This window comes from Crenobacter sp. CS_VA4 (genome assembly GCF_055597485.1).
The window spans coordinates 35,210-55,533 of sequence record NZ_JBVMAE010000022.1 but is presented as its reverse complement, the minus strand read 5'-3'; the positions used below and the strand labels follow the sequence as shown (position 1 = coordinate 55,533).

At 65.5% G+C, this 20,324-nt stretch carries 17 protein-coding genes; 2 read left to right on the top strand and 15 right to left on the bottom strand.

Features of this window, described 5'->3' with window-relative positions; all coding sequences use genetic code 11:
* The coding region (locus ACZ2IA_RS17610; RefSeq protein WP_470293895.1) for a TetR/AcrR family transcriptional regulator at positions 1 to 318 on the bottom strand (318 nt) is incomplete at its 3' end.
* 115 nt (positions 319 to 433) lie between these two features.
* On the opposite strand from ACZ2IA_RS17610, the gene ACZ2IA_RS17605 reads away from it, so the two are divergent.
* Positions 434 to 1,717: an MFS transporter gene (locus ACZ2IA_RS17605; protein ID WP_470293894.1), complete on the top strand. Its 1,284-nt coding sequence runs from the start codon at positions 434 to 436 to the stop codon at positions 1,715 to 1,717.
* Between the two features lie 642 nt (positions 1,718 to 2,359).
* Here ACZ2IA_RS17605 and ACZ2IA_RS17600 read toward each other — a convergent pair.
* From ACZ2IA_RS17600 to ACZ2IA_RS17570, 7 genes are read right to left on the bottom strand one after another with little or no spacing between them, the layout of a single operon-like run.
* Complete coding sequence (locus tag ACZ2IA_RS17600; protein ID WP_470293893.1) at positions 2,360 to 3,274, bottom strand: polysaccharide deacetylase family protein; 915 nt, start codon at positions 3,272 to 3,274, stop codon at positions 2,360 to 2,362.
* A gap of 3 nt (positions 3,275 to 3,277) precedes the next feature.
* Positions 3,278 to 4,321, bottom strand: a complete 1,044-nt coding sequence (locus ACZ2IA_RS17595) for a bifunctional UDP-4-keto-pentose/UDP-xylose synthase (protein ID WP_470293892.1) — start codon at positions 4,319 to 4,321, stop codon at positions 3,278 to 3,280.
* A gap of 60 nt (positions 4,322 to 4,381) precedes the next feature.
* Positions 4,382 to 5,302 (bottom strand): formyltransferase, encoded by a 921-nt coding sequence (locus tag ACZ2IA_RS17590; RefSeq protein ID WP_470293891.1) that lies wholly within the window; start codon positions 5,300 to 5,302, stop codon positions 4,382 to 4,384.
* Positions 5,299 to 6,246, bottom strand: a complete 948-nt coding sequence (locus tag ACZ2IA_RS17585) for a glycosyltransferase (RefSeq protein ID WP_470293890.1) — start codon at positions 6,244 to 6,246, stop codon at positions 5,299 to 5,301. The genes ACZ2IA_RS17590 and ACZ2IA_RS17585 overlap by 4 nt, the downstream gene beginning before the upstream one ends.
* A gap of 9 nt (positions 6,247 to 6,255) precedes the next feature.
* Entirely contained in the window at positions 6,256 to 7,380 is a 1,125-nt protein-coding gene (locus ACZ2IA_RS17580) for a DegT/DnrJ/EryC1/StrS family aminotransferase (protein WP_470293889.1), read from the bottom strand.
* 40 nt (positions 7,381 to 7,420) lie between these two features.
* Positions 7,421 to 7,795: a DMT family transporter gene (locus ACZ2IA_RS17575; RefSeq protein WP_470293888.1), complete on the bottom strand. Its 375-nt coding sequence runs from the start codon at positions 7,793 to 7,795 to the stop codon at positions 7,421 to 7,423.
* The gene (locus tag ACZ2IA_RS17570) at positions 7,792 to 9,468 is read right to left on the bottom strand and encodes a phospholipid carrier-dependent glycosyltransferase (protein ID WP_470293887.1); all 1,677 of its coding nucleotides are present in this window, start codon (positions 9,466 to 9,468) and stop codon (positions 7,792 to 7,794) included. Before ACZ2IA_RS17570 ends, ACZ2IA_RS17575 begins: the two co-directional genes overlap by 4 nt.
* A gap of 266 nt (positions 9,469 to 9,734) precedes the next feature.
* On the opposite strand from ACZ2IA_RS17570, the gene ACZ2IA_RS17565 reads away from it, so the two are divergent.
* Positions 9,735 to 10,211 (top strand): WbuC family cupin fold metalloprotein, encoded by a 477-nt coding sequence (locus ACZ2IA_RS17565; protein WP_470293886.1) that lies wholly within the window; start codon positions 9,735 to 9,737, stop codon positions 10,209 to 10,211.
* 76 nt (positions 10,212 to 10,287) lie between these two features.
* Here the strand turns inward: ACZ2IA_RS17565 and ACZ2IA_RS17560 are convergent, their stop codons facing one another.
* From ACZ2IA_RS17560 to ACZ2IA_RS17530, 7 genes are all read right to left on the bottom strand, one after another.
* Entirely contained in the window at positions 10,288 to 12,534 is a 2,247-nt protein-coding gene (locus ACZ2IA_RS17560) for a TonB-dependent hemoglobin/transferrin/lactoferrin family receptor (RefSeq protein ID WP_470293885.1), read from the bottom strand.
* A gap of 241 nt (positions 12,535 to 12,775) precedes the next feature.
* A complete protein-coding gene (urtE, locus tag ACZ2IA_RS17555; protein ID WP_470293884.1) occupies positions 12,776 to 13,474 on the bottom strand; it encodes an urea ABC transporter ATP-binding subunit UrtE in 699 nt (232 codons plus the stop codon).
* A 9-nt stretch (positions 13,475 to 13,483) separates the two neighbouring features.
* A complete protein-coding gene (urtD, locus tag ACZ2IA_RS17550) occupies positions 13,484 to 14,323 on the bottom strand; it encodes an urea ABC transporter ATP-binding protein UrtD (protein WP_470293883.1) in 840 nt (279 codons plus the stop codon).
* Complete coding sequence (gene urtC, locus ACZ2IA_RS17545; protein WP_470293882.1) at positions 14,320 to 15,423, bottom strand: urea ABC transporter permease subunit UrtC; 1,104 nt, start codon at positions 15,421 to 15,423, stop codon at positions 14,320 to 14,322. Before urtC ends, urtD begins: the two co-directional genes overlap by 4 nt.
* A gap of 11 nt (positions 15,424 to 15,434) precedes the next feature.
* Positions 15,435 to 17,021, bottom strand: coding sequence for an urea ABC transporter permease subunit UrtB (gene urtB / locus ACZ2IA_RS17540; RefSeq protein WP_470293881.1), 1,587 nt, complete (start codon positions 17,019 to 17,021; stop codon positions 15,435 to 15,437).
* Positions 17,022 to 17,084: 63 nt separating this feature from the next.
* Positions 17,085 to 18,350 (bottom strand): urea ABC transporter substrate-binding protein, encoded by a 1,266-nt coding sequence (gene urtA / locus ACZ2IA_RS17535; RefSeq protein ID WP_470293880.1) that lies wholly within the window; start codon positions 18,348 to 18,350, stop codon positions 17,085 to 17,087.
* Between the two features lie 348 nt (positions 18,351 to 18,698).
* Positions 18,699 to 20,096: an amino acid permease gene (locus ACZ2IA_RS17530; protein ID WP_470293879.1), complete on the bottom strand. Its 1,398-nt coding sequence runs from the start codon at positions 20,094 to 20,096 to the stop codon at positions 18,699 to 18,701.
* Positions 20,097 to 20,324 lie beyond the last annotated feature (228 nt).

Below are 20,324 nucleotides of genomic sequence, written 5' to 3'. Positions count from 1 at the left end.
GGCAAGGTCGCTGAAGAACTGCAACAGTTGTTCGCGAGGCTTGTCCGGGTGCTTAGCAAGGCTGGCGTTGAAGTAATCCCAGAATTTCTCATCTCGCCGCGCCAGGTAGTGCAGCAGCAGATCATCTTTGGATTCGAACTGGCGGTACACACTCATCTTGTTGACGCCAGCCCGCTTGACGACCTCGTCCACACTCACCGCGCGCGCTCCCTCTAGGTAGAACAGCTCGTCTACCGCCTCCAGTATCTGTGCCTGCGCCACCGCCCCCTGCAAGACCTTGCGGGTCGGTTTAGGGGCTGCATCAATCTCACTACTCATGTGTATTCTCCTCATCGCAGTTGACATGTTACCGATCGGTACATACCATCGCAACACAATGTTACTAACTAGTAACAACCTTCAGCCGGCACAATAACACCTAAGGAGAAACCAAATGCAGGTCATCGCCAATTGGGCCAGAGGGCGCTTTCATTACGCCTGGGTCACCTTGGGGGTAACTTTTCTGGTGATGTTGATAACCGCCGGCACGCGCGCAACCCCCAGCGTGATGATGGTGCCGCTGGAGCATACCTTCGGCTGGAGTCGGGCTACGATTTCACTCGCGCTGTCGATCAACCTGGCCTTGTTCGGCCTGATGGGGCCATTCTCCGCCGCCGCCATGCAGCGCTTCGGCTTGCGCAGGACCGTACTTTTCGCGCTCGTGGTACTGGCTGTCGCCATCGGCTTATCGAGCCTGATGCAGCACAGCTGGCAGCTGTGGCTGATCTGGGGCCTGATCGTGGGCTGTGCCAGCGGAGTTACCGCTATGACGCTGGGTGCCACGGTAGTCAACCGCTGGTTTACCGAGCGGCGCGGTCTGGCAATGGGCATCCTCACGGCCAGCTCGGCTACCGGCCAACTGGTGTTCCTGCCGCTCTTAGCCGCTATCGTCGAGCACTACGGCTGGCGCCAAGTGGTACTCACCGTTGCGGCAGCGGCAGCGGTCGTCCTGCCCCTGGTATTCCTATTGCTGCCCGAACGGCCTGCCTCGCTGGGCTTGCCGCTGTACGGCGAGCCGGACGATGCTCCACTGCACACCGGCGACAACCGCCAGAACCCCATCGCCATCGCATTCGGCGTCCTCGGGCGGGCAGTAAAAGTTCGTGACTTCTGGTTGCTGTTCTTCAGTTTCTTCGTGTGCGGCGCTAGCACCAACGGCTATATCGGCACCCATTTCATCGCCATGTGCGACGACTATGGCATCGGTGAAGTACGCGGTGCCGGCATCCTGGCCGCAATGGGCGCGCTGGACTTGGTCGGCACCACAATGTCAGGCTGGATGTCGGACCGCCTCAACAACCGCGTGCTGCTGTTCTGGTATTACGGCCTGCGCGGCCTGGCTCTGATCTATCTACCCTATGCCTTCGGCTTTACCTATTTCGGCTTGCCGCTGTTCGCGCTGTTCTACGGCTTGGATTGGGTGGCGACGGTTCCGCCCACGGTGCGGCTCACCAACGATGTGTTCGGCAAGCAGGATGCACCGATCGTGTTCGGCTGGGTGGTGGCCGGCCACCAGTTGGGTGCGGCCTGCGCGGCCTTGGTTGGCGGCATGCTGCGCAACAGCCTGGGTACTTACACGGTGGCCACCATGATGTCGGGCGGGTTGTGCCTGATCGCTGCCATCATGGTGCTGCGTATCCATCGCCACGTCTTAGTATCTGCACAAGCGAAGGCATGATCTGAATCGCCCCCACTTTCCTAGATACCTCCTGACTCTCACGCCGAGGCCCGTTCAAAGGCCTCGGCGCGGACGGTGCTAAGTAGGAGTGTTGCGTCGCTGGCGTGAGAGCAATCCGTTGATAAGCGTTTCTAGGTAGGGGGCAAGGTGAGGAAGGGCAAATCGTAGGCAAGATATAGCTATACAGAATGGCGTTTTCGACTTTATTTGCACACTGGAGTGTTGAAGGCGGAGGTGGGCGGGGCGTAGTTTTCGACTTTAGAAAAGCCACATTCAAAATCGGATAGCCGGTAAGGTGCATGGATAAATGATCGGTGTTTTCGACTTTAATTGGCGAGAACACTTGTCATCAAGAGTGTTCGGCCAACGTTGGCCGAAACGCCGGATGCGGGAACAAAAAAGGGGCCGATCGGCCCTTGGGGACTGTGGCGATTCCGCGTCAGACGAACACGGATCAGGAGCGCGCCGGCCCGGGACTGGTCGCCGTGTGAGGGCCGGCAGCGGGCCTCCAGGGGCATGAGGGATCAGCTAGCTGGAGATGCGGCCGGCGTCGGTGTCCGGCCCGTCGGCGAGGGGAGCGCTGCAACACAAAAACCGGAAGGCATCGTGAGATGGCTTCCGGTGGGGTTGCTGGGGCCGATTTTAAGCGCTAATCGCCGCGCCTTGTAGCGCTAGCGTACCGCTGCGGCCGGGGATCTCGCCCATTTCGACCCGGCAGCGCGGCAGCGCGGCGGGGTCGAGCGTGGCATAGAGCTCGGCGGTCGAGACGAGCTTATAGCCCTGCGCTTTCCAGCCGCTCAAGAGTCTGTCGAAGGTGTCGAGCAGCTTCATGCCTTCGAGCTCGGCGTGCAGCGTGTAGACGTGGCCGTGTTCGGCCGGCGCCGCGGTGAGCCCCAGCAGGTGCTCGTGCACGTTGGCCGAAGTCCAGTCGTCGACGCCGATCAGCTCGTCGAGCGTCGGCAGCGTGCTCGGCAGCTGCGGCACGCCCAAGCTTCGGCCCTGGGCGTCAACCGGCTGGAACGGGAACTCGCCGCGGCCGTCCGACGCGTACGTCAGGCCGAACTCCTTCTCCAGCGCGTACGCCGTCTCGTTCATCTGCCAGCCGGCCGCGCCGTGGGTGCGCGGCGGTTCACCGAAGATCTCGGTGTAGCGAGTGACCGCCTTCTGCATCTCGGCGCGGGTCCAGGCAGCGTTTTGGCCTGCCACATAGTCCTGCCACTTGATGTGGTCCCAGGTGTGGATGCCGACCTCGAAGCCGTCGTCGCGCACCGAGCGCAGCAGCGCCGCCTCGCGCCGGCCGATGTCCGGGCCGGGCAGGACCGTGCCGTAGAGCAGGGTGCGGATGCCGTAGTGCTCGACCACCGAGGTGCGCGACACCTTGGACAGGAAGCCCGGCCGGAACACCCGCTTGATCGCGCGGCCGGTGTGATCCGGGCCGAGGCTGAACAGGAAGGTGGCGCCGGCCTCATGGCGCTTGAGGATCTCGACCAGCCGCGGCACGCCCTCACGGGTGCCGCGCCAGGTGTCGACGTCGATCTTGAGCGCGAGCAGCGACATGGATCAGTTCGACAGGTCGCGCGACGCCACCACCTGGTCGCGGTAGTAGTCGTAGATGCCCTTGAGCGCGTCGGCCATCTTCACGGTCGGCGCCCAGTCGAGGTCGGTCTTGGTGTTGTCGATCTTCGGCACGCGGTTCTGCACGTCCTGGTAGCCCTTGCCGTAGTAGGCGCTGGAGGTGGTTTCCTCCACTTTCACCTTGTCGGCGTTGAGCTGGTATTCCGGGTAGGCGCGCGCCAGGTCAAGCATCATCTGGGCCAGTTCGCGGATCGAGTAGTTGTTGGTCGGGTTGCCGATATTGTAGATCTGGCCCGAGGCCTTGCCGTCCTTGTTCTCGATGATCTTCATCAGCGCGGCGATGCCGTCGTCCACGTAGGTGAACGCGCGCTTCTGGTGACCGCCGTCGACCAGCTTGATGGTCTCGCCGCGCACGATGTGGCCAAGGAACTGGGTGATCACGCGGCTGGAGCCTTCCTTCGGCGTGTTGATGTTGTCCAGGCCGCCGCCGATCCAGTTGAACGGGCGGAACAGCGTGTAGTTGAGGCCCTGATCCATGCCGTAGGCGTGGATCACGCGGTCCATCAGCTGCTTGGAGCAGGAGTAGATCCAGCGCGGCTTGTTGATCGGGCCGCAGATCAGCTCGGAGTTTTCCGGGTCGAATTCGTCATCGTGGCACATGCCATACACCTCGGAGGTGGACGGGAACACTAGGTGCTTCTTGTATTGCACGCACTGGCGCACGATCGGCAGGTTGGCCTCGAAGTCCAGTTCGAACACGCGCAGCGGGTTGTTCACGTAGGTGGACGGGGTGGCGATCGCGACCAGCGGCAGCACTACGTCGCACTTCTTCACGTGGTATTCGATCCATTCCTTGTTGATGGTTATGTCACCCTCGAAGAAATGGAAACGCGGGTGGTCTTTCCACTCGGCCACGCGGTCGGCATGCATGTCCATGCCGTAGATTTCCCAGTCGGTGTTATCGATGATGCTGCGGGTCAGGTGGTGGCCGATGAAGCCGTTCACGCCGAGAATCAGGACTTTTTTCATTGTGTGGGTTCCTCTGCCGTCGCGACTGGCGACGGAGGTTGAGCTAGTTAAACGTAAATCTTAGAGCGCAATCGCGGTGTTGCCGAAGCGGGCGCGGAGCGAGGCCGCATCGAGCGGGGCGTCATTAAGCGAGGCGTCGAGCACGCGCAGCCGGCCACCGTCGGCGCAGGCAATGTAGAGCGCGTCGCCGTCGGCGTAGAGTTCGGTGCGCTCGACGGTTCGGCCAACGTCGCCGGCGCGCAGCGTGCGCCAGATCACCACGCGTCCGGCCTCCGTGTCGCTAAACGCGCCAGGGTAGGGACGGGTGACCGCGCGCACGAAATCGTGCAGCGCCTTCGCGCCGATGCCGGCGGCGATGCGGCCGTCCTCTGCCTTGCGACCGCCGAAGTAGCCGCCCTGGCTCAGGTCCTGCTGGGTGAACGTCGCGGTGCCGTCGAGCAGGCCCGGCAGGCAGCGCCACAGCACCAGTTCGGCGGCGACGGTGACCTTGTCGAACACCTCCTGCGCGGTGTCGTCCGGCAGGATCGGCACGGCGAACTGGTCGACCAGGGCGCCGTTGTCGGGCTTCTCGTTCATCACGTGCAGCGTCGCGCCGGTCTCGGTCTCGCCGTGGATCACCGCCCAGTTGGTCGGTACCCGGCCGCGGTATTTCGGCAGCAGCGAGCCGTGCATATTGTACGCGCCGCGCGGCGCGACCTGCAGCAGCGGCGCCTTCAACATGTGGCGGTAGTAGAACGAGAACAGGAAGTCGGGCCGGGCGGCGCGCACCGCCTCGAGCACCTCGTCGGTGTTCGGATCGTCCGGGGTGATCACCGGGATGCCGTGGCTTTCGGCCAACTTCTGCACGCTGCCGAACCAGATGGTCTCGTTCGGATTGTCGCGGTGGGTGACCACCAGCGCGACCTCGACGCCGCGGCCGAGCAGCGCCGACAGACAGCGCACGCCGACGTTGTGGTAGGCGAACACGGCGGCGCGGGTCATGGCTGCTCCTTCTGCTCGAGCACGGTGGCGACCACGTAGCGCGGCCGCTGGCGCACTTCCTGGTAGATGCGGCCGATGTATTCGCCCAACAGGCCGATGCCGAACAACGCGATGCCGATCAACAGGAAGGCGATCGCGAACAGGGTGAACAGCCCGCCTTCCTCGGGGCCGAGGAACAGCCTGCGTGCGCCCATGTAGACGACCAGGAAGCCGGACAGCACCGAGATGACGATGCCGACGAAGGAGAAGAACTGCAGCGGCACCAGCGAAAAGCCGGTCATCAGGTCGAAGTTGAGCCGGATCAGGCTGTACAGCGAGTACTTCGATTCGCCGGCGAAGCGTTCTTCGTGGCCGACCACCACCTCGGTCGGGTGCTGCGAGAACTGGTACGCCAGCGCCGGGATGAAGGTATGCATCTCGTTGCACTGGTTGATCGTGTCGATGATGCGGCGGCTGTACGCGCGCATCATGCAGCCCTGGTCGGTCATCTTGATGTGGGTGATGCGCTCGCGCAGCCGGTTCATCGCGCGGCTGGCGACGTGGCGCCACCAGCTGTCGCTGCGCTGGCGGCGGATCGAGCCGACGTAGTCGTGGCCCTTGTCCATTTCGGCGAGCAGCAGCGCGATGTCTTCCGGCGGGTTCTGCAGGTCGGCGTCGAGGGTGACGATGCGCTCGCCGCGGCTGTGTTCGAAGCCGGCGAGGATGGCGCGGTGTTGGCCGAAGTTGCCGTTGAACAGCACCACGCGCGTCACGTCCGGGCGCTTTTGGAACTGATCGGCCAACAGCCGCGGCGATGCATCGCGGCTGCCGTCGTTGACGAACACCACTTCATAGCGGATGCCGAGCGCGTCGAGCGCCGGGTAGAGTCGGCCGAACAGGGCGTCGAGGCCGTCTTCTTCGTTGTAAACCGGGATGACGACGGAAAGATCGATGGGTGTGGGCATGAGCAGTGGTTATTTCAGTGCTGGGCGCAGTACGCGGCTGACGGCCTGGCAGACGCGGATCACGTCGGCGTCCTGCATGGCAGGGAACAGTGGCAGGGTGACGGTACGGCGGCCGATGTCCTCGGCGTGCGGGAAGTCGCCCTCCTTGAAGCCCATGGCGCGGAACAGGGTGAACAGGTGCATGGCGGGGTAGTGTACCCCGACGCCGACGCCTTCGGCCTTCATCGCGTCGATGAACTCGGCGCGCGACATCGTCATGTTGGCCAGCGGCAACAGCGGCTGGAACATGTGCCAGTTGCTCTGTTCGAAGTCGGCCGGCGGCAGCTCGCAGCCGAGGCTCTGGTCGAAGTGCTCGAAGTAGAGGCGGGCCAGTTCGCGGCGGCGGGCGTTGAAGCCGTCGAGCTGCTTGAGCTGACCGAGGCCAATGACCGCGGCGATGTCGGTCATGTTCGCCTTGCCGCCGAGCACGTCGACGTCCATCGTGCCGTCGGCGAAGCGGGTGACGCCCTGCAGGCGCAGCTTCTCGAACAGTCGCGCCTCGTCGTCGTTGTTGAGCACCAGGCAGCCGCCTTCGCCGCTGGTCATGTTCTTGTTGGCGTGGAAGCTGAACGACACCAGGTCGCCGCAGCTGCCGATCGCGCGGCCACGCCAGTTGGCGCCCATCGACTGCGCGGCGTCTTCGATCACGCGCAGGCGGTGCTGGTCGGCCAAGCGGTAGAGGCGTTCGCGGTCGACTGGCAGGCCGGCGAGATCGACCGGGATGATCGCGCGGGTCTTCGTTGTGATCGCCGCCTCGGCTTTGGCGAGGTCGATATTGCGGGTGACCGGGTCGGCGTCGACGAACACCGGGGTGGCGCCGACGGTGAGGATCACGTTGGCGGTGGCCACCCAGCTCAACGGGCAGGTGATCACTTCGTCGCCCGGGCCGACGCTGGCGATGCGCAGCGCCATCTCCAGCGCGGCGGTGGCCGAGGTCACCACCCGCACCGGGCGGCCGCCGACGTAGGCCGACAGCGCGGCTTCCAGCTCGCGCGATTTCGGGCCGGTGGTGATCCAGCCGGAGCGCAGTACCTCGCCAACCGCGGCGATGGTGCCCTCGGTGATGCTCGGACGGGTAAACGGCAGAAAGTCCATTGGGCGTTCTTTATTCACAAGGTTGGCCGAAAGGGCGGGCTCAGCTGCTGCGCGCCACCAGGATCACGCCGATGATGATCACGGCGATGCCGGCGAGGCGCTGCACGGTGACCGCTTCGCCGAACAGCCACCAGGCGAGGCCGGCGTTGACCACGTAGCCGATCGACAGCATCGGGTAGGCGATGCTGACCTCGACGCGCGACAGCGCCATGATCCACACCACCACGCTGATCACGTAGCAGGACAGGCCGCCGATGATCGGCAGATTGGTCGCCAGCGACCAGCCGATCGGCACGATATTGGCCGGGGCGAAGTCGAAGTGGCCGATCTGGCGCACGCCGGCCTTCAGGAACAGCTGGGCGGCGGCGTTGAGCAGCACCCCCAGCAGGATCAACGAGAATTCAATGAGTTTCATGGTTTGACCACGACCACCCGACGCGCGTCCTGGTAGACGATCTGCATCGGCAGGCCCTGTTGTTGCAAGTCCTTGTAGGTATTCGACGACATCATCGCCGCGGCGTGCGGGATGGCGCGCCAGCGCGCGGTGAACTGTTCCACCTTCGGCATCCAGCGGGCAGGCTCCAGTCCCTGGCCGTAGGCGAACTCGTCCGTGTAGTGGACCAGCGTCACGTTGCGGCCCAGATAGTACGGGAACGACTGCTCATAATAACTCACCGAGAAGATCTCGCTGTCCGGTTTCAGGAACGGGGCGAGCCTGGCGGCCACCGCCTTGCTGCTCTTGAGCTGTCCGTAGCTGTCGTGGCCGAGCGAGGCGGTAGTGACCGCCAGCAGGCTGCCGGCCGAGATCAGCGCCACCGCCAACAGCTTGCGCTTGCTGCCGAGCGCGCGCCAGGCGAGAGCCGCCGGCACCAGGAACAGCAGCGCGGCCAGCGCGATCGCGTGGGCGAACGGCGTGAGCACCTCGATCGGCGAATCCGGCGAGGCGAAGCGGCCGACGAACGGCACGGCGGCGAGCAGGATCAGCCAGAACGCGATCGGGAACAGCAGGTGGCGCTTGAGGCGCGCCGCGTCGACCTCAGAGAAGAACCGCGCCGCCAACAGTGCCAGCGCCGGGAACATCGGCAGGATGTACGACGGCAGCTTCGACTTGGAGATGCTGAAGAACACGAACACGAAGATCGACCAGATCAACAGCAGGCGCAGCGGCTGGAAGGTGGTGGATTCCTTGCGCAGGCCGAGGTTGCTCAGCGCCGGCAGCAAGGTGGTCCACGGCAACAGGCCGACGATCAGGATCGGCACGAAGTAGTAGAGCGGGCCGGTGCGCTTGGCCTCGTCGGTGAGGAAGCGCTGGAAGTGCTCGCGGATGAAGAAGAAGTCGAAGAAGCCCGGGTTCTTCAGCGACACCGCGACGAACCACGGCGCGGCCAGCGCGAAGAAGATGGCGAGTCCCGACAGCCAGTGCATGCGGCGCCAGAAGCCCCATTGCCAGGTGAGCAGGCTGTATGCGACCAGCGTCGTGCCCGGGATCACCAGGCCGACCAGGCCCTTCGACAGCGTCGCGCCGGCCATCGCCGCCCAGGTCAGCCACATCGCGTTGCGCTGTTCGGCCGAGCCGGCGCCGTCACGCTGCGCGACGATGAAGCCGCACAGCGCCACTGTCAGGAAGAAGGTCAACCCCATATCCAGCGTCAGAAAGTGGCTGTTGCCGATGATCCAGGTGCTGCCGGCGGCGGTCAGCGCGGCGAACAGGCCGGCCTCTGCGCCCCACAGCCGGCGGGCGGTGACGGCGACCGTCACCACGGTCAGGAAACCGGTCAGCCCCGGCCAGAAGCGCGCGGCGAATTCGTTGATGCCGAACACGGCGAAGCTCGCCGCGCCCATCCAGTACTGCAGGATCGGCTTCTCGAAGTAGAGGAAGCCGTTCAGGTGCGGCGTCAGCCAGTCGCTGCTTTGCAGCATCTCGAGCGCGATCGAGGCGTAGCGGCCTTCGTCGGGGTGGATCAGGGCACGGTAGCCGAGCGAGCCGAACCAGACGACGGCGAGCGCCAGCCAGCCCAGCAGCACCCAGGTGCGTTGGAGCGGGGCGGAGACGGGTGAGGCGGCAACAGGACGGTGGAGTTCGTTCATCGGGGCATGAAGTCGGGTTGATGGTGGGGGACGAAACGCTCCCGAGAATAAGTGGCGAAGCTTAGGCCAACCTTACGCCGGCGGCATCGTGTGGCTCGTCTTCGGGTCCGGGACGCCGGCGATGATCGCACAGGTCATGCCAGCCGAGTATCGCCGCCGTGTATCGATTTTGTCGCCGGCGGCGTCGGCGCGGTGCGGCTTCGTGCTAAGCTCGGCGGCCGCGATTATAACAGCAACCGCTTTTCGCAAAAGTCTTAGGAGCCTTCATGCTGACGCTAACCCATGCCGATCTCGATGCGCTGAGCGCCACGGCCGCCGCCGCCCCGCGCCTGCGCGCCAACCGCAACTTCCACCCGGAGCTGTCGGCACCGGTGCAGCGCCTGGCGATCGCGATGGAGCCGGACACCTATGTGCGCCCGCACCGCCACAGCCACAGCTGGGAGCTCTTGACCGTGCTGAAGGGCTCGTTCGAAGTGATCATCTTTGACGAGTCCGGTCTCGTTACCGAGCGCATCCTGCTGGGCAAGGAAGCGCGCGTGCTGGAAATGCCGGTGGGGACCTGGCACTCGGTGCAGTCCTGTGAGCCGGGCAGCGTGGTGTTCGAGGTGAAGCTCGGGCCGTACGCGCCGCTGACCGAGGTGGATCTGGCCGCCTGGTCGCCGGCCGAGGGCGAGCCCGCCGTCGCCGATCTGATGGCGTTTATGCGCGTGGCCAAGGTCGGCGAGCGCTTCCAGCCTGCCTGATCCCTGCCCCGTTCGGCCAACCTTGGCCGAAACAGAAAACCGGCCCCGATGGGGCCGGTTTTGCATGGGACGACGCTCAGTACTCCACCTTCAGGCTGACGGTGTAGTTGCGCCCCGGCGCGGTAAAGGCGCCCGGGGCCGGGGTGTTGGCGGGCACACCTGAGATGTTCGACCACTCGTAGTAGCGACGGTCGGTGAGGTTGTAGACGCCGGCGTTGACGCTCGCGTACTTGTTGAAACGATAGCCGCCGATCAGGTCGAGCACCAGCGACGAGCCGGACAGCAGCGCCGCCTTGGTGCCGGCCGGGTAGTCGGCCAGGTTCACGTCGGAATTCTTCTTGGCGGCGCGGTAGGTCGCAAACGCCTGGGTGAACCAGCGCTCGTCGGCGTCGTAGCGCAGCCCCAGCGTCGCGGCGAACGGGTTGACGCTGTTGAGCGGGACGTCCTGACCGTTGTCGTTGCGCGCCGTGCCGTGGGTATAGGCGGCGGCCGCGTTCAGACCGATCCCATTGTCAAACTTCCAGTCGACCTTGCCTTCGAAGCCGTAGATGTCGGCCCGTGCATTGTTGACGAACTGAAAGATCAGCGGATCGCGCGGACCGCCGATGCCGCCGACGGTGGTCTGATTGATGAAGTCCTTGTAGCGTCCCTGGTACGCGGCCACCGCGTAGTTGATCCGGCTCGCGGGCGTGAAGGCCTTGCCTTTCAGGCCGATCTCGACCGTGTCGCTGGTTTCCGGCCTCAGGTTCGGGTTGCCGATGGTGAGGTAGCCGAACAGCTTGTTGGCGAAACCGTTGTTGACCTGATCCGGGGTCGGCGCGCGGAAGCCCCTCGCGTAGGTGGCGTACGCCGACAGCGCCGGCATGAATTCGTACATTGCCGACAGGCGTGGTGACAGCGCGCCCTTGCTCTGTTCCACCGGCGTGCCGGTGAAGAGTGGATCGCCGCTTTTCGGCTTCAGGCTGTAGCTGTCGTAGCGTAGACCCGGGGTCACGGTCAGCGAACCCAGGCGGATCTCGTCCTGAACGAAGGCACCGGCCTGACTGTAGTCGGTATTCGGGAACGCCTTGGACGGGAAGGTTTCGCCCGGTGCCGGGATCGAGCCGCCGCCCTGGCGCAAGCTGGAAATCTTGGCGAGGCTGGCGTCGAAGCCGTACACCATCCTGTGTTGGACGGCGCCGGTCGCAAAACCGCTTTCGGCCTGCGCCGAGCCGCCGACGGTGTTTTCCTTGTAGCGGTTGTCGCGGAAGCGCGAGGTGCCGACGATGCGGTTCTCCAGACCGTGCTGATCGGTTTGCGAATTCTGTACGTAGAAGAGGGCGTGCGCCTTTTGCAGCCACGGGTTGGCCGCGTCGTTGTAGTCGTAGTCGACGCTTACGCGGTCGTGCCGGAGACGGTCCTGGTCGGTCAGGCTTCTGATGGCGGCGGCGCCGCCGGTCGACCGTGCCGACAGCACGTCGGTGTCGACCTCGCCGCGCCGCCGCTCCGCCGTCAGTTTGAACGCGTTGACGGCGTCCGGGGCGAAGCGCAGCTTGGCGAGGACGGTGTCGGTGCGTGCGTTCTGCGGGTTGGCGGTTTCGCGCAGCGCGGAGGCGGAGTCGTTGTCGCCGTGGGTCTGTAGCTCGTGGCCGTTGCGCCATGTGCCGACCACCAGGCCCTGCCATTGTTCGTTGCCGAACGCTGCGGTGCCGGTGGTCGACCAGCTGTCGTCGACCGAACGGTAGGTTTCCTTCAGCGAGAAATAGCCGTTGCGGCCGCCGCTCAGATAATCCTGCGGGTCCTTGGTGATGAAGTTGATCGCACCGCTCAGGCCGTCGCTGCCGTACAGGGTGGACGCCGCGCCGCGCAGGATTTCGACGCGTTTGAGCTCGTCCATATCGACGAAGTCGCCACGGCCCGATTGCTGCGGGCCGAAGTTGAAGCCATACGGCAGGCGGATGCCGTCTTCCATCAGCAACACGCGGTTGCCGTCGAGGCCGCGGATGTTGATGCTGCTGTTGCCGCCCTTGCCGCCGCCCTTGCCGCCGCCCATCGCGGCGCTGGACGGGCGGTATGGTGCGGTGGTGACGGTGACGCCCGGCTCAAAGCGCAGCAGGTCTTTCACGTCGCGCGGCTGTTGCTCGGCGATGTCCTTTTCGGTGATCACCGAGATGCTGGCCGGCGTCTTGGTCAGGGCGGTCTCAGTGCGGGTGGCCGTGACGCTGACCGTATCCAGCTCGGCGATGGCTTTGGGCTTGGTGGCCGCGTCGGCGGCGTAGGCGTTGCTGGCGAGCAGGCCGAGCAGGGCGGCGAATAAGGGGGTAGGGGCGTACGAGTGGTGCAAGGTAAGTCTCCGAGTCTCCGAATGTTCTGCAATGGCTGGCTCGGAAACCGGAGGGTACCTGGCTGGCTGGGCACGCTTGGCGGGGTCAGCGTGCTCGGTTTAATTGATAATAATAATCATTAGCATCATATTTTAGGAAGCAAGAACTCAGCGGTCAAGCCGTATGCGGCAGGAATGCGTCAAAACCGCCCTGCAAAGAGACAGGGCGGCTGGCAGGGAAGGACTGGAAGGTCGGCCGGGATCAGATCGCCAGCAGCTCGCGCACCCCGTCGCGTGCCATGTCGCGGCCGGCGCCGTGGCGGACGATCTCGCCGCGCGCCATCACGAGATATTGGTCGGCGAGCGCGGCGGCGAAGTCGTAGTACTGCTCGACCAGCAGGATCGCCATGTCGCCCTGTTCGGCCAAGGTTTTGATCACCGCGCCGATGTCCTTGATGATCGACGGCTGGATGCCCTCGGTCGGCTCGTCGAGGATCAAGAGCCGCGGCCGGCTGACCAGCGCCCGGCCGATCGCCAGTTGCTGCTGCTGGCCGCCGGACAGGTCGCCGCCGCGGCGGGACCGCATCTCGCGCAGCACCGGGAAGCTGTCGTAGACGAAGCCGGGGATGTCGCGCCCGGCGCGGCCGGCGAAGCGCGCCAGCCCCATCCTGAGGTTTTCCTCGACGCTGAGCCGGGCAAAGATCTCGCGGCCCTGCGGCACGTAGGCGATGCCGTGTGCTACCCGCTGGTGCGGGGAACGGCGGGTCAGATCGGTGCCGTCCCAGCGCACGCTGCCGCTTCGCACCGGCAGCTGGCCGATCAGGCATCGCAGCAGCGTCGACTTGCCGACGCCGTTGCGCCCGAGCAGGCAGGTGACCTCGCCGATGCGCGCGTCGAAGCTGACGTTGCGCAGGATGTGGCTGCCGCCGTAATACTGGTTAAGTTTTTCCACTTGTAGCATCGCTACCCCCTATCGCCCCAGATACACCTCGATCACCCGCTCGTCGGCCTGCACCTCGGCGAGCGTGCCTTCGGCCAGCACCGCGCCTTCGGCCAGCACGGTGACGGTGGTCGCGATCCGCTCGATGAAGGCCATGTCGTGTTCGACCACCATCAGCGAATGCTCGCCGGCCAAAGACAGCAGCAGCTCGGCGGTCTTGTCGGTTTCGGCGTCGGTCATGCCGGCGACCGGCTCGTCGAGCAGCAGCAGCTGCGGTTCCTGCGCGAGCAGCATGCCGATCTCCAGCCATTGCTTCTGGCCGTGCGACAGCAGGCCGGCCTGGCGGTCGCGCTCGCCGGTGAGGCGGATCTGTTCGAGCAGCGCGTCGAGGCGCGCGCGTTCGGCGGGGGTCTGGCTGCGGAACAGGCTGGCCCACAGCGTGCGCGGCCCCTTCAGCGCCAGCGCCAGGTTGTCGAGCACCGAGAGCGCCTCGAACACCGTCGGCTTCTGGAACTTGCGGCCGATGCCGAGCAGCGCGATCTCGGCCTCGGAAAAGCGGCTCAGGTCGTGACGTTGGCCGAAGAAGGCGCTGCCGCTGTCGGGGCGGGTCTTGCCGGTGATCACGTCCATCATCGTGGTCTTGCCGGCGCCGTTCGGGCCGATGATGCAGCGCAGCTCGCCGACGCCGATGCTCAGCGTCAGCTTATTGAGCGCCTTGAAGCCGTCGAAGCTGACGCTGATGTCGTCGAGATAGAGGATCTGGCCGTGGGTCAGGTCGACGCCGGGCGTGGCGACCCGGCCGAGGCCGGTCGCTTCGCCCTCCCAGTTGGCGCGTTCGGCCAACGTTGGCGGAATGAACAGCGGGTTCATGCCTCACCTCCGCGCTTGCGCCGGAACAGGCCCATGATCCCCAGTGGCAGCAGCAGCGTCACCGCGATGAACAGCACGCCGAGGAAGAACAGCCAGTAGTCGGGAAACGCCACGGTGAACCAGCTCTTGGCGCCGTTGATCAGCGCCGCGCCCAGCAGCGGACCGATCAGCGTGCCGCGTCCGCCTACCGCCACCCAGATCGCGATCTCAATCGAGTTGGCCGGCGACATCTCGCCGGGGTTGATGATGCCGACCTGCGGCACGTACAGCGCGCCGGCGAGGCCGCACAGCATCGCCGAGCCCACCCACACCAACAGCTTGATTGGCACCGGGTCGTAGCCGCAGAACATCAGCCGCGACTCGGCGTCGCGCACCGCCACCAGCAGCCGGCCGAACTTGCTGGCGACGAGCCAGCGCCCCACCGCCAGCGCGCCGGCCAACAGCGCCACGGTGAGCAGGAACAAGGTGGCGCGGGTGCCCGGCGCGGTGACGGAGAAGCCTAGGATGCGCTTGAAGTCGGTGAAGCCGTTGTTGCCGCCGAAGCCGGTCTCGTTGCGGAAGAACAGCAGCATCGTGGCGAAGGTCAGCGCCTGGGTGATGATCGAGAAGTACACGCCCTTGATGCGCGAGCGGAACGCCAGGTAGCCGAAGGCGAAGGCGAGCAGGCCCGGCACCGCCACCACCAGGAACAGCGCCCAGGCAAAGTGCTCGGTGCCGGCCCAGTACCAGGGCAGGCTATGCCAGTCGAGGAACACCATGAAGTCGGGCAGGGCGCTCTGGTAGCTGCCGTCGCGGCCGATCTCGCGCATCAGATACGTGCCCATCGCGTAGCCGCCCAGCGCGAAGAACAGGCCGTGGCCGAGGCTGAGCAGCCCGGTGTAGCCCCACACCAGGTCGAGCGCCAGCGCGACGATCGCGTAGCAGAGAATCTTGCCGACCAGGGTCAGCGTGTACGCCGACACATGGAGCGGATGGCTGTCGGCGAGGCCGAGGTGGGCCAGAGGCAGCGCCACCAGCAGCGCCAGCGCCGCGCCGCCGGCGAGCCGGCCGGGCAGTGACCGAGCTTGGCCGAACAGCTGCATCGAGTAGGGAACAGGCATGGTGGTCTTCCTCAGTCTAGGAGCCGGCCCTTCAGGGCGAACAGCCCCTGCGGACGCTTCTGGATGAACAGGATGATGACGGCGAGGATGGCGATCTTGCCGAGCACCGCGCCGATCTGCGGCTCGAGGATCTTGTTGAGCACCCCCAGGCCCAGCGAGCCCGCCACCGTGCCGGCCAGCTGGCCGACCCCGCCGAGCACCACCACCATGAACGAGTCGACGATATAGCCCTGGCCGAGCTCCGGCCCGACGTTGCCGAGCTGCGACAGCGCCACGCCGCCGAGGCCGGCGATGCCGGAGCCGAGGCCGAAGGCCAGCATGTCGACGCGGCCGGTCGGCACGCCGACGCTGTCGGCCATGCGCCGGTTCTGCGTCACCGCGCGCACGAACAGGCCGAGCCGGGTCTTGTTCAGGATCAGCCAGGCCAGAGCCAGCACCGCGGCGGCGAAGGCGACGATCGCCAGGCGGTTGTAGGGCAGGGTCAGTGCCGGGCTCACGGCCCAGCCGCCGGACAGCCAGGCCGGGTTGGCGACCTCGACGTTCTGCGCGCCGAACAGCACCCGCACCAGCTGGATCAGCAACAGGCTGATCCCCCAGGTGGCGAGCAAGGTTTCTAGCGGCCGGCCGTACAGATGGCGGATCACCAGCCGCTCGAGCAGCATGCCGGTCAGTGCGGTGACCCCGAACGCGGCCGGCAGCGCCGCGACGAGGTACCAGTCGAAGGCGCCGGGCAGGTGGGTGCGGAACAGGTTCTGCACCACGTAGGTGGCGTAGGCGCCGAGCATCAGCATCTCGCCGTGCGCCATATTGATCACCCCCAAGAGGCCATAGGTAACCGCGAGACCCAGCGCCGCCAGCAGCAGCACCGAGCCGAGGCTAACGCCGCTGAACAGGTTGCCGATCAGCTCGTAGACCAGCAGCCGCTGCTGGACGCTGGCGAGCGACGCGCCGGCGGCGGCGCGTACCGTGGCGTCCGGCTCGGTCGCCGGGTCGGTCAGCGCCTGCAACCGGGTCTTGATCGCCGGGTCGGCGCTGTCGGCCAAGCGTTGCACCGCGGCGCGGCGCGTGGCCGGGTCGGGCGAGGCGAGCTCGAGCGTCGCTTCGGCCGACTGCAGCGCGGCGCGCACGGTGGGGTCGGTTTCCGTCGCCAGACGTTGGCCGAACAGCGGCAGCAGCGCCGGGTTGACGCTGTCCTGCAGGGTCTTCACCGCTTCGAGCCGGGCGTCGGGTGTCGGTGCGGCCAGCTGTTCGGCGGCGTGGAAGCCGTCGAGCGCCTGGCGCAGCCGGTTGTTGAGCGGTACAGCATCGAGCGTGGCCGGGTCGAGTGTCGCCGGCTGGCCGCTGTCGGCATCGATCAGGCCGCTGCCGGCCTGCAGATAGCCGTGGCCGGCGCTGTCGGCCAGCAGTCGGCCGTCGGCCAGCGCCGCGACTGCCGTGCTTTGCATCGGGGTCGGCGCGGCGGCCCAGCGTTCGACCAGCTCGGCGCGGTCGGCCGGGGCGGCCGCGGCTAGCTGGGCGGCCGGGCTCTGCGCCTGGGCGAGCAGGCTCGCCAGCAGCAGGCCGGCGCCGAGCAGGCAGTGAACAAATCGGGAAGTCATCGGATCGCGCCTCCGGTAGCGGGGAAGGCGGGCGGGCCAGCTGGCCGCGCCCGCCAGAAAGGGCTAGCCCTTGCTCTTGACTGGGGTGTCGGCGCGGGCGCTGTTGCCGGGGATGAACGGGCTCCACGGCTGCGCGCGGATCGGCGTCTTGGTCTTCCACACCACCGAGAACTGGCCGTTGCCCTGCACCTCGCCGATCATCACCGGCTTGTGCAGGTGGTGGTTCTTCTCGTCCATCACCAGCGTGAAGCCGGACGGCGCCTTGAAGCTCATCCCGGCCATCGCCTTGCGGACCGCGTCGACGTCGGTGCTGCCGGCTTTCTTCACCGCCGCGGCCCACATGTGGATGCCGACGTAGGTCGCCTCCATCGGGTCGTTGGTGACCAGCTTGTCGGCGTTCGGTAGACCCTTCCTCTTCGCCCAGGCTCGATAATTGGCGATCCACTGGCTGTTCACCGGGTTCTTCACCGACATGAAGTAGTTCCACGCCGCCAGCTGGCCTACCAGCGGCTTGGTGTCGATGCCCTTCAACTCCTCCTCGCCGACCGAGAACGCCACCACCGGCACGTCGGTGGCCTTGATGCCCTGGTTGCCCAGCTCCTTGTAGAACGGCACGTTCGAGTCGCCGTTGATGGTCGAGATCACCGCGGTCTTGCCGCCGGCGGCGAACTTCTTGATGTTGGCGACGATGGTCTGGTAGTCGCTGTGGCCGAACGGGGTGTACAGCTCCATGATGTCGCTGTCCTTGACGCCCTTGGCGTGCAGGAAGGCGCGCAGGATCTTGTTGGTGGTGCGCGGGTAGACGTAGTCGGTGCCGAGCAGGAAGAAGCGCTTGGCGCCCCCGCCGTCCTTGCTCATCAGGTATTCCACCGCCGGGATCGCCTGCTGGTTCGGCGCCGCGCCGGTGTAGAACACGTTCGGCGACATCTCCTCGCCCTCGTACTGCACCGGGTAGAACAACAGGCCGTTCATTTCCTCGTACACCGGCAGCACCGATTTGCGCGATACCGAGGTCCAGCAGCCGAAGGTCACCGCCACCTTGTCCTTCGACAACAGCTGGCGGGCCTTCTCGGCGAACAGCGGCCAGTTCGAGGCCGGGTCGACCACCACCGGTTCGAGCTGCTTGCCGAGCACGCCGCCACGGGCGTTGATCTCGTCGATGGTGAACAGCGCCATGTTCTTCAGCGAGGTTTCCGAGATCGCCATCGTGCCCGACAGCGAGTGCAGCACGCCGACCTTGATGGTGTCGGCGGCGAAGGCCGGGGTGGCGCCGAGGAAGGACGCGGCGACGGCGGACGACAGCAGTTTCAATGCGGTGCGACGGTTCATGCTGGCTACTCCTGACAGGGGGCGGAAGGGCTTGTCAGACAGTGAGCAAACGGCATGCCAATGCGGTAAGCGGGGTGGAAGAGGGGACGAACGGCGTGAACAGCGGTGCTGCCGGTGTTGCGCCGCACCAGAGCAGGGCGGGGAGGGTGCGACGCGCGCCTTATCTTGGAGCCGGCAGGCTGACCGTGCTCGACAGCCCGCCGCCGGGCGCGTCGGCGAGGCTCACCTCGTCCACCCGGCGATCATGCTGTCGGCGTTACCGCAGTTTCGTGAGGCACAAAAAAAGAGCCCCGCCTAGGCGGGGCTGCATCACTTGTATGAAGGTCGGCCGAAAGGCCAGGGTACGACTTACAACGACTGCGTTGCCGGACGGCCGACGGTCTCGGCCTTGTCCTTGTTGAAGCCCATCAGGTAGTACATCACCACCAGGAACACCAACCAGCCCGGGCCGATGATCAGCGCCACGCGGGTGTCCGGGAAGTAGGCCATCAGGCCGATCACCAGCGCGAGGAAACCGAGCGCGATGTACGAGCCGTACGGGAACAGCGGCATCCGGTACGCCAGCGACGCCAGTTGCGCCGGCGACAGGCTGCGGCGGAACTTCAGCTGCGACAGCAGGATGATCGCCCAGGTCCAGATCGCGCCGAAGGTCGAGATCGCGGTCAGCCAGGTGAACACCTCTTTCGGCGCCAGGTAGTTCAAGAGCACGCCGACCAGCAGCACAGCCACCGACAGCAGCACCGCCGCGTTCGGTACGCCGTTCTTGCCAACCTTGGCGAACACCGGCAGCGCCTGCTTCTGCTGTGCCAGGTTGTAGAGCATCCGGCCGGTACTGAAGATGCCGCTATTGCACGAGGACAGCGCGGCGGTCAGCACCACGAAGTTGATGATGCCGGCGGCGGCCGGGATGCCCATCTTCTCGAAGGTCATCACGAACGGGCTGCCGGTGGTGCCAATCTGATCCCACGGGTAGATCGCCATGATCACGAACAGCGCGCCGATGTAGAAGATCAGGATGCGCCAGAACACCGAGTCGATGGCGCGGGCCAGCGATTTCTTCGGGTTCTTCGCCTCTCCGGCGGTCAGGCCGATCATCTCGACGCCGAGATAGGCAAACATCACCATCTGCAGCGACATGAACACGCCGCTCCAGCCGTGCGGCATGAAGCCGCCGTGCGACCACAGATTGCTGATGCCGGTGGCGAGGCCACCGTTACCGAGACCGAACACGATCATGCCCAGGCTGGAGACGATCATCAGCACGATGGTGACGATCTTGATCAGCGCGAACCAGAATTCGAATTCACCGTAGGCCTTCACCGCGATGAAGTTGACCGAACCCATCATCACCAGCGCCGCCAGCGCCCAGATCCAGGTCGGCACGTCCGGGAACCAGATGCCCATATAGATGCCGACCGCGGTGATCTCGGCCATGCAGGTGACGAGCCACAGGAACCAGTAGTTCCAGCCGGTCAGGTAGCCGGCCATCGGGCCGAGGTAGTTCTGCGCATAGCGGCTGAACGAGCCGGCCACTGGGTTGTGGATGGCCATTTCGCCGAGCGCGCGCATGATCAGGAATATGGCGAAGCCGCCGAGCGCGTAGGAAATCATGATCGCCGGGCCGGCCATCTTGATCGCGGTCGCGGAGCCGAGGAACAGGCCGACGCCGATCGCGGCACCGAGCGCCATCAGATTGATGTGGCGCTCCTCGAGCCCGCGATGAAGGGTCTCTTGATTGTCTTGCATGTATCTCTCCTGAACGGCTCCCGGTGAGGAGCCTTGCATCTTGGATTGCCGGGTTGTTGTTAACGCCGCGTTATCTTCGCGGCTGTCACTGGCGTGGCCGCCTGGGGGGGGCGATCTACCTGTCATGCAAGGTTCATGACGGGAAAAAGTGTAGCACCTCGTCCCGCGACGATGGCATCGCTATATAAGTGTTTGTTATGTGCTAGTGCCGGTTTTTGCGTATTTTTC

Bases quoted from the DNA above. Each gene is read 5' to 3' on its own strand.
- urtB (WP_470293881.1), bottom strand. From the start codon at position 17,021: ATGACTTCCCGATTTGTTCACTGCCTGCTCGGCGCCGGCCTGCTGCTG.
- ACZ2IA_RS17605 (WP_470293894.1), top strand. From the start codon at position 434: ATGCAGGTCATCGCCAATTGGGCCAGAGGGCGCTTTCATTACGCCTGG.
- ACZ2IA_RS17580 (WP_470293889.1), bottom strand. From the start codon at position 7,380: ATGGACTTTCTGCCGTTTACCCGTCCGAGCATCACCGAGGGCACCATC.
- ACZ2IA_RS17595 (WP_470293892.1), bottom strand. From the start codon at position 4,321: ATGAAAAAAGTCCTGATTCTCGGCGTGAACGGCTTCATCGGCCACCAC.
- urtC (WP_470293882.1), bottom strand. From the start codon at position 15,423: ATGCCTGTTCCCTACTCGATGCAGCTGTTCGGCCAAGCTCGGTCACTG.
- ACZ2IA_RS17600 (WP_470293893.1), bottom strand. From the start codon at position 3,274: ATGTCGCTGCTCGCGCTCAAGATCGACGTCGACACCTGGCGCGGCACC.
- ACZ2IA_RS17585 (WP_470293890.1), bottom strand. From the start codon at position 6,246: ATGCCCACACCCATCGATCTTTCCGTCGTCATCCCGGTTTACAACGAA.
- ACZ2IA_RS17570 (WP_470293887.1), bottom strand. From the start codon at position 9,468: ATGAACGAACTCCACCGTCCTGTTGCCGCCTCACCCGTCTCCGCCCCG.
- urtE (WP_470293884.1), bottom strand. From the start codon at position 13,474: ATGCTACAAGTGGAAAAACTTAACCAGTATTACGGCGGCAGCCACATC.
- ACZ2IA_RS17565 (WP_470293886.1), top strand. From the start codon at position 9,735: ATGCTGACGCTAACCCATGCCGATCTCGATGCGCTGAGCGCCACGGCC.
- ACZ2IA_RS17590 (WP_470293891.1), bottom strand. From the start codon at position 5,302: ATGACCCGCGCCGCCGTGTTCGCCTACCACAACGTCGGCGTGCGCTGT.
- ACZ2IA_RS17530 (WP_470293879.1), bottom strand. From the start codon at position 20,096: ATGCAAGACAATCAAGAGACCCTTCATCGCGGGCTCGAGGAGCGCCAC.
- urtD (WP_470293883.1), bottom strand. From the start codon at position 14,323: ATGAACCCGCTGTTCATTCCGCCAACGTTGGCCGAACGCGCCAACTGG.
- urtA (WP_470293880.1), bottom strand. From the start codon at position 18,350: ATGAACCGTCGCACCGCATTGAAACTGCTGTCGTCCGCCGTCGCCGCG.
- ACZ2IA_RS17575 (WP_470293888.1), bottom strand. From the start codon at position 7,795: ATGAAACTCATTGAATTCTCGTTGATCCTGCTGGGGGTGCTGCTCAAC.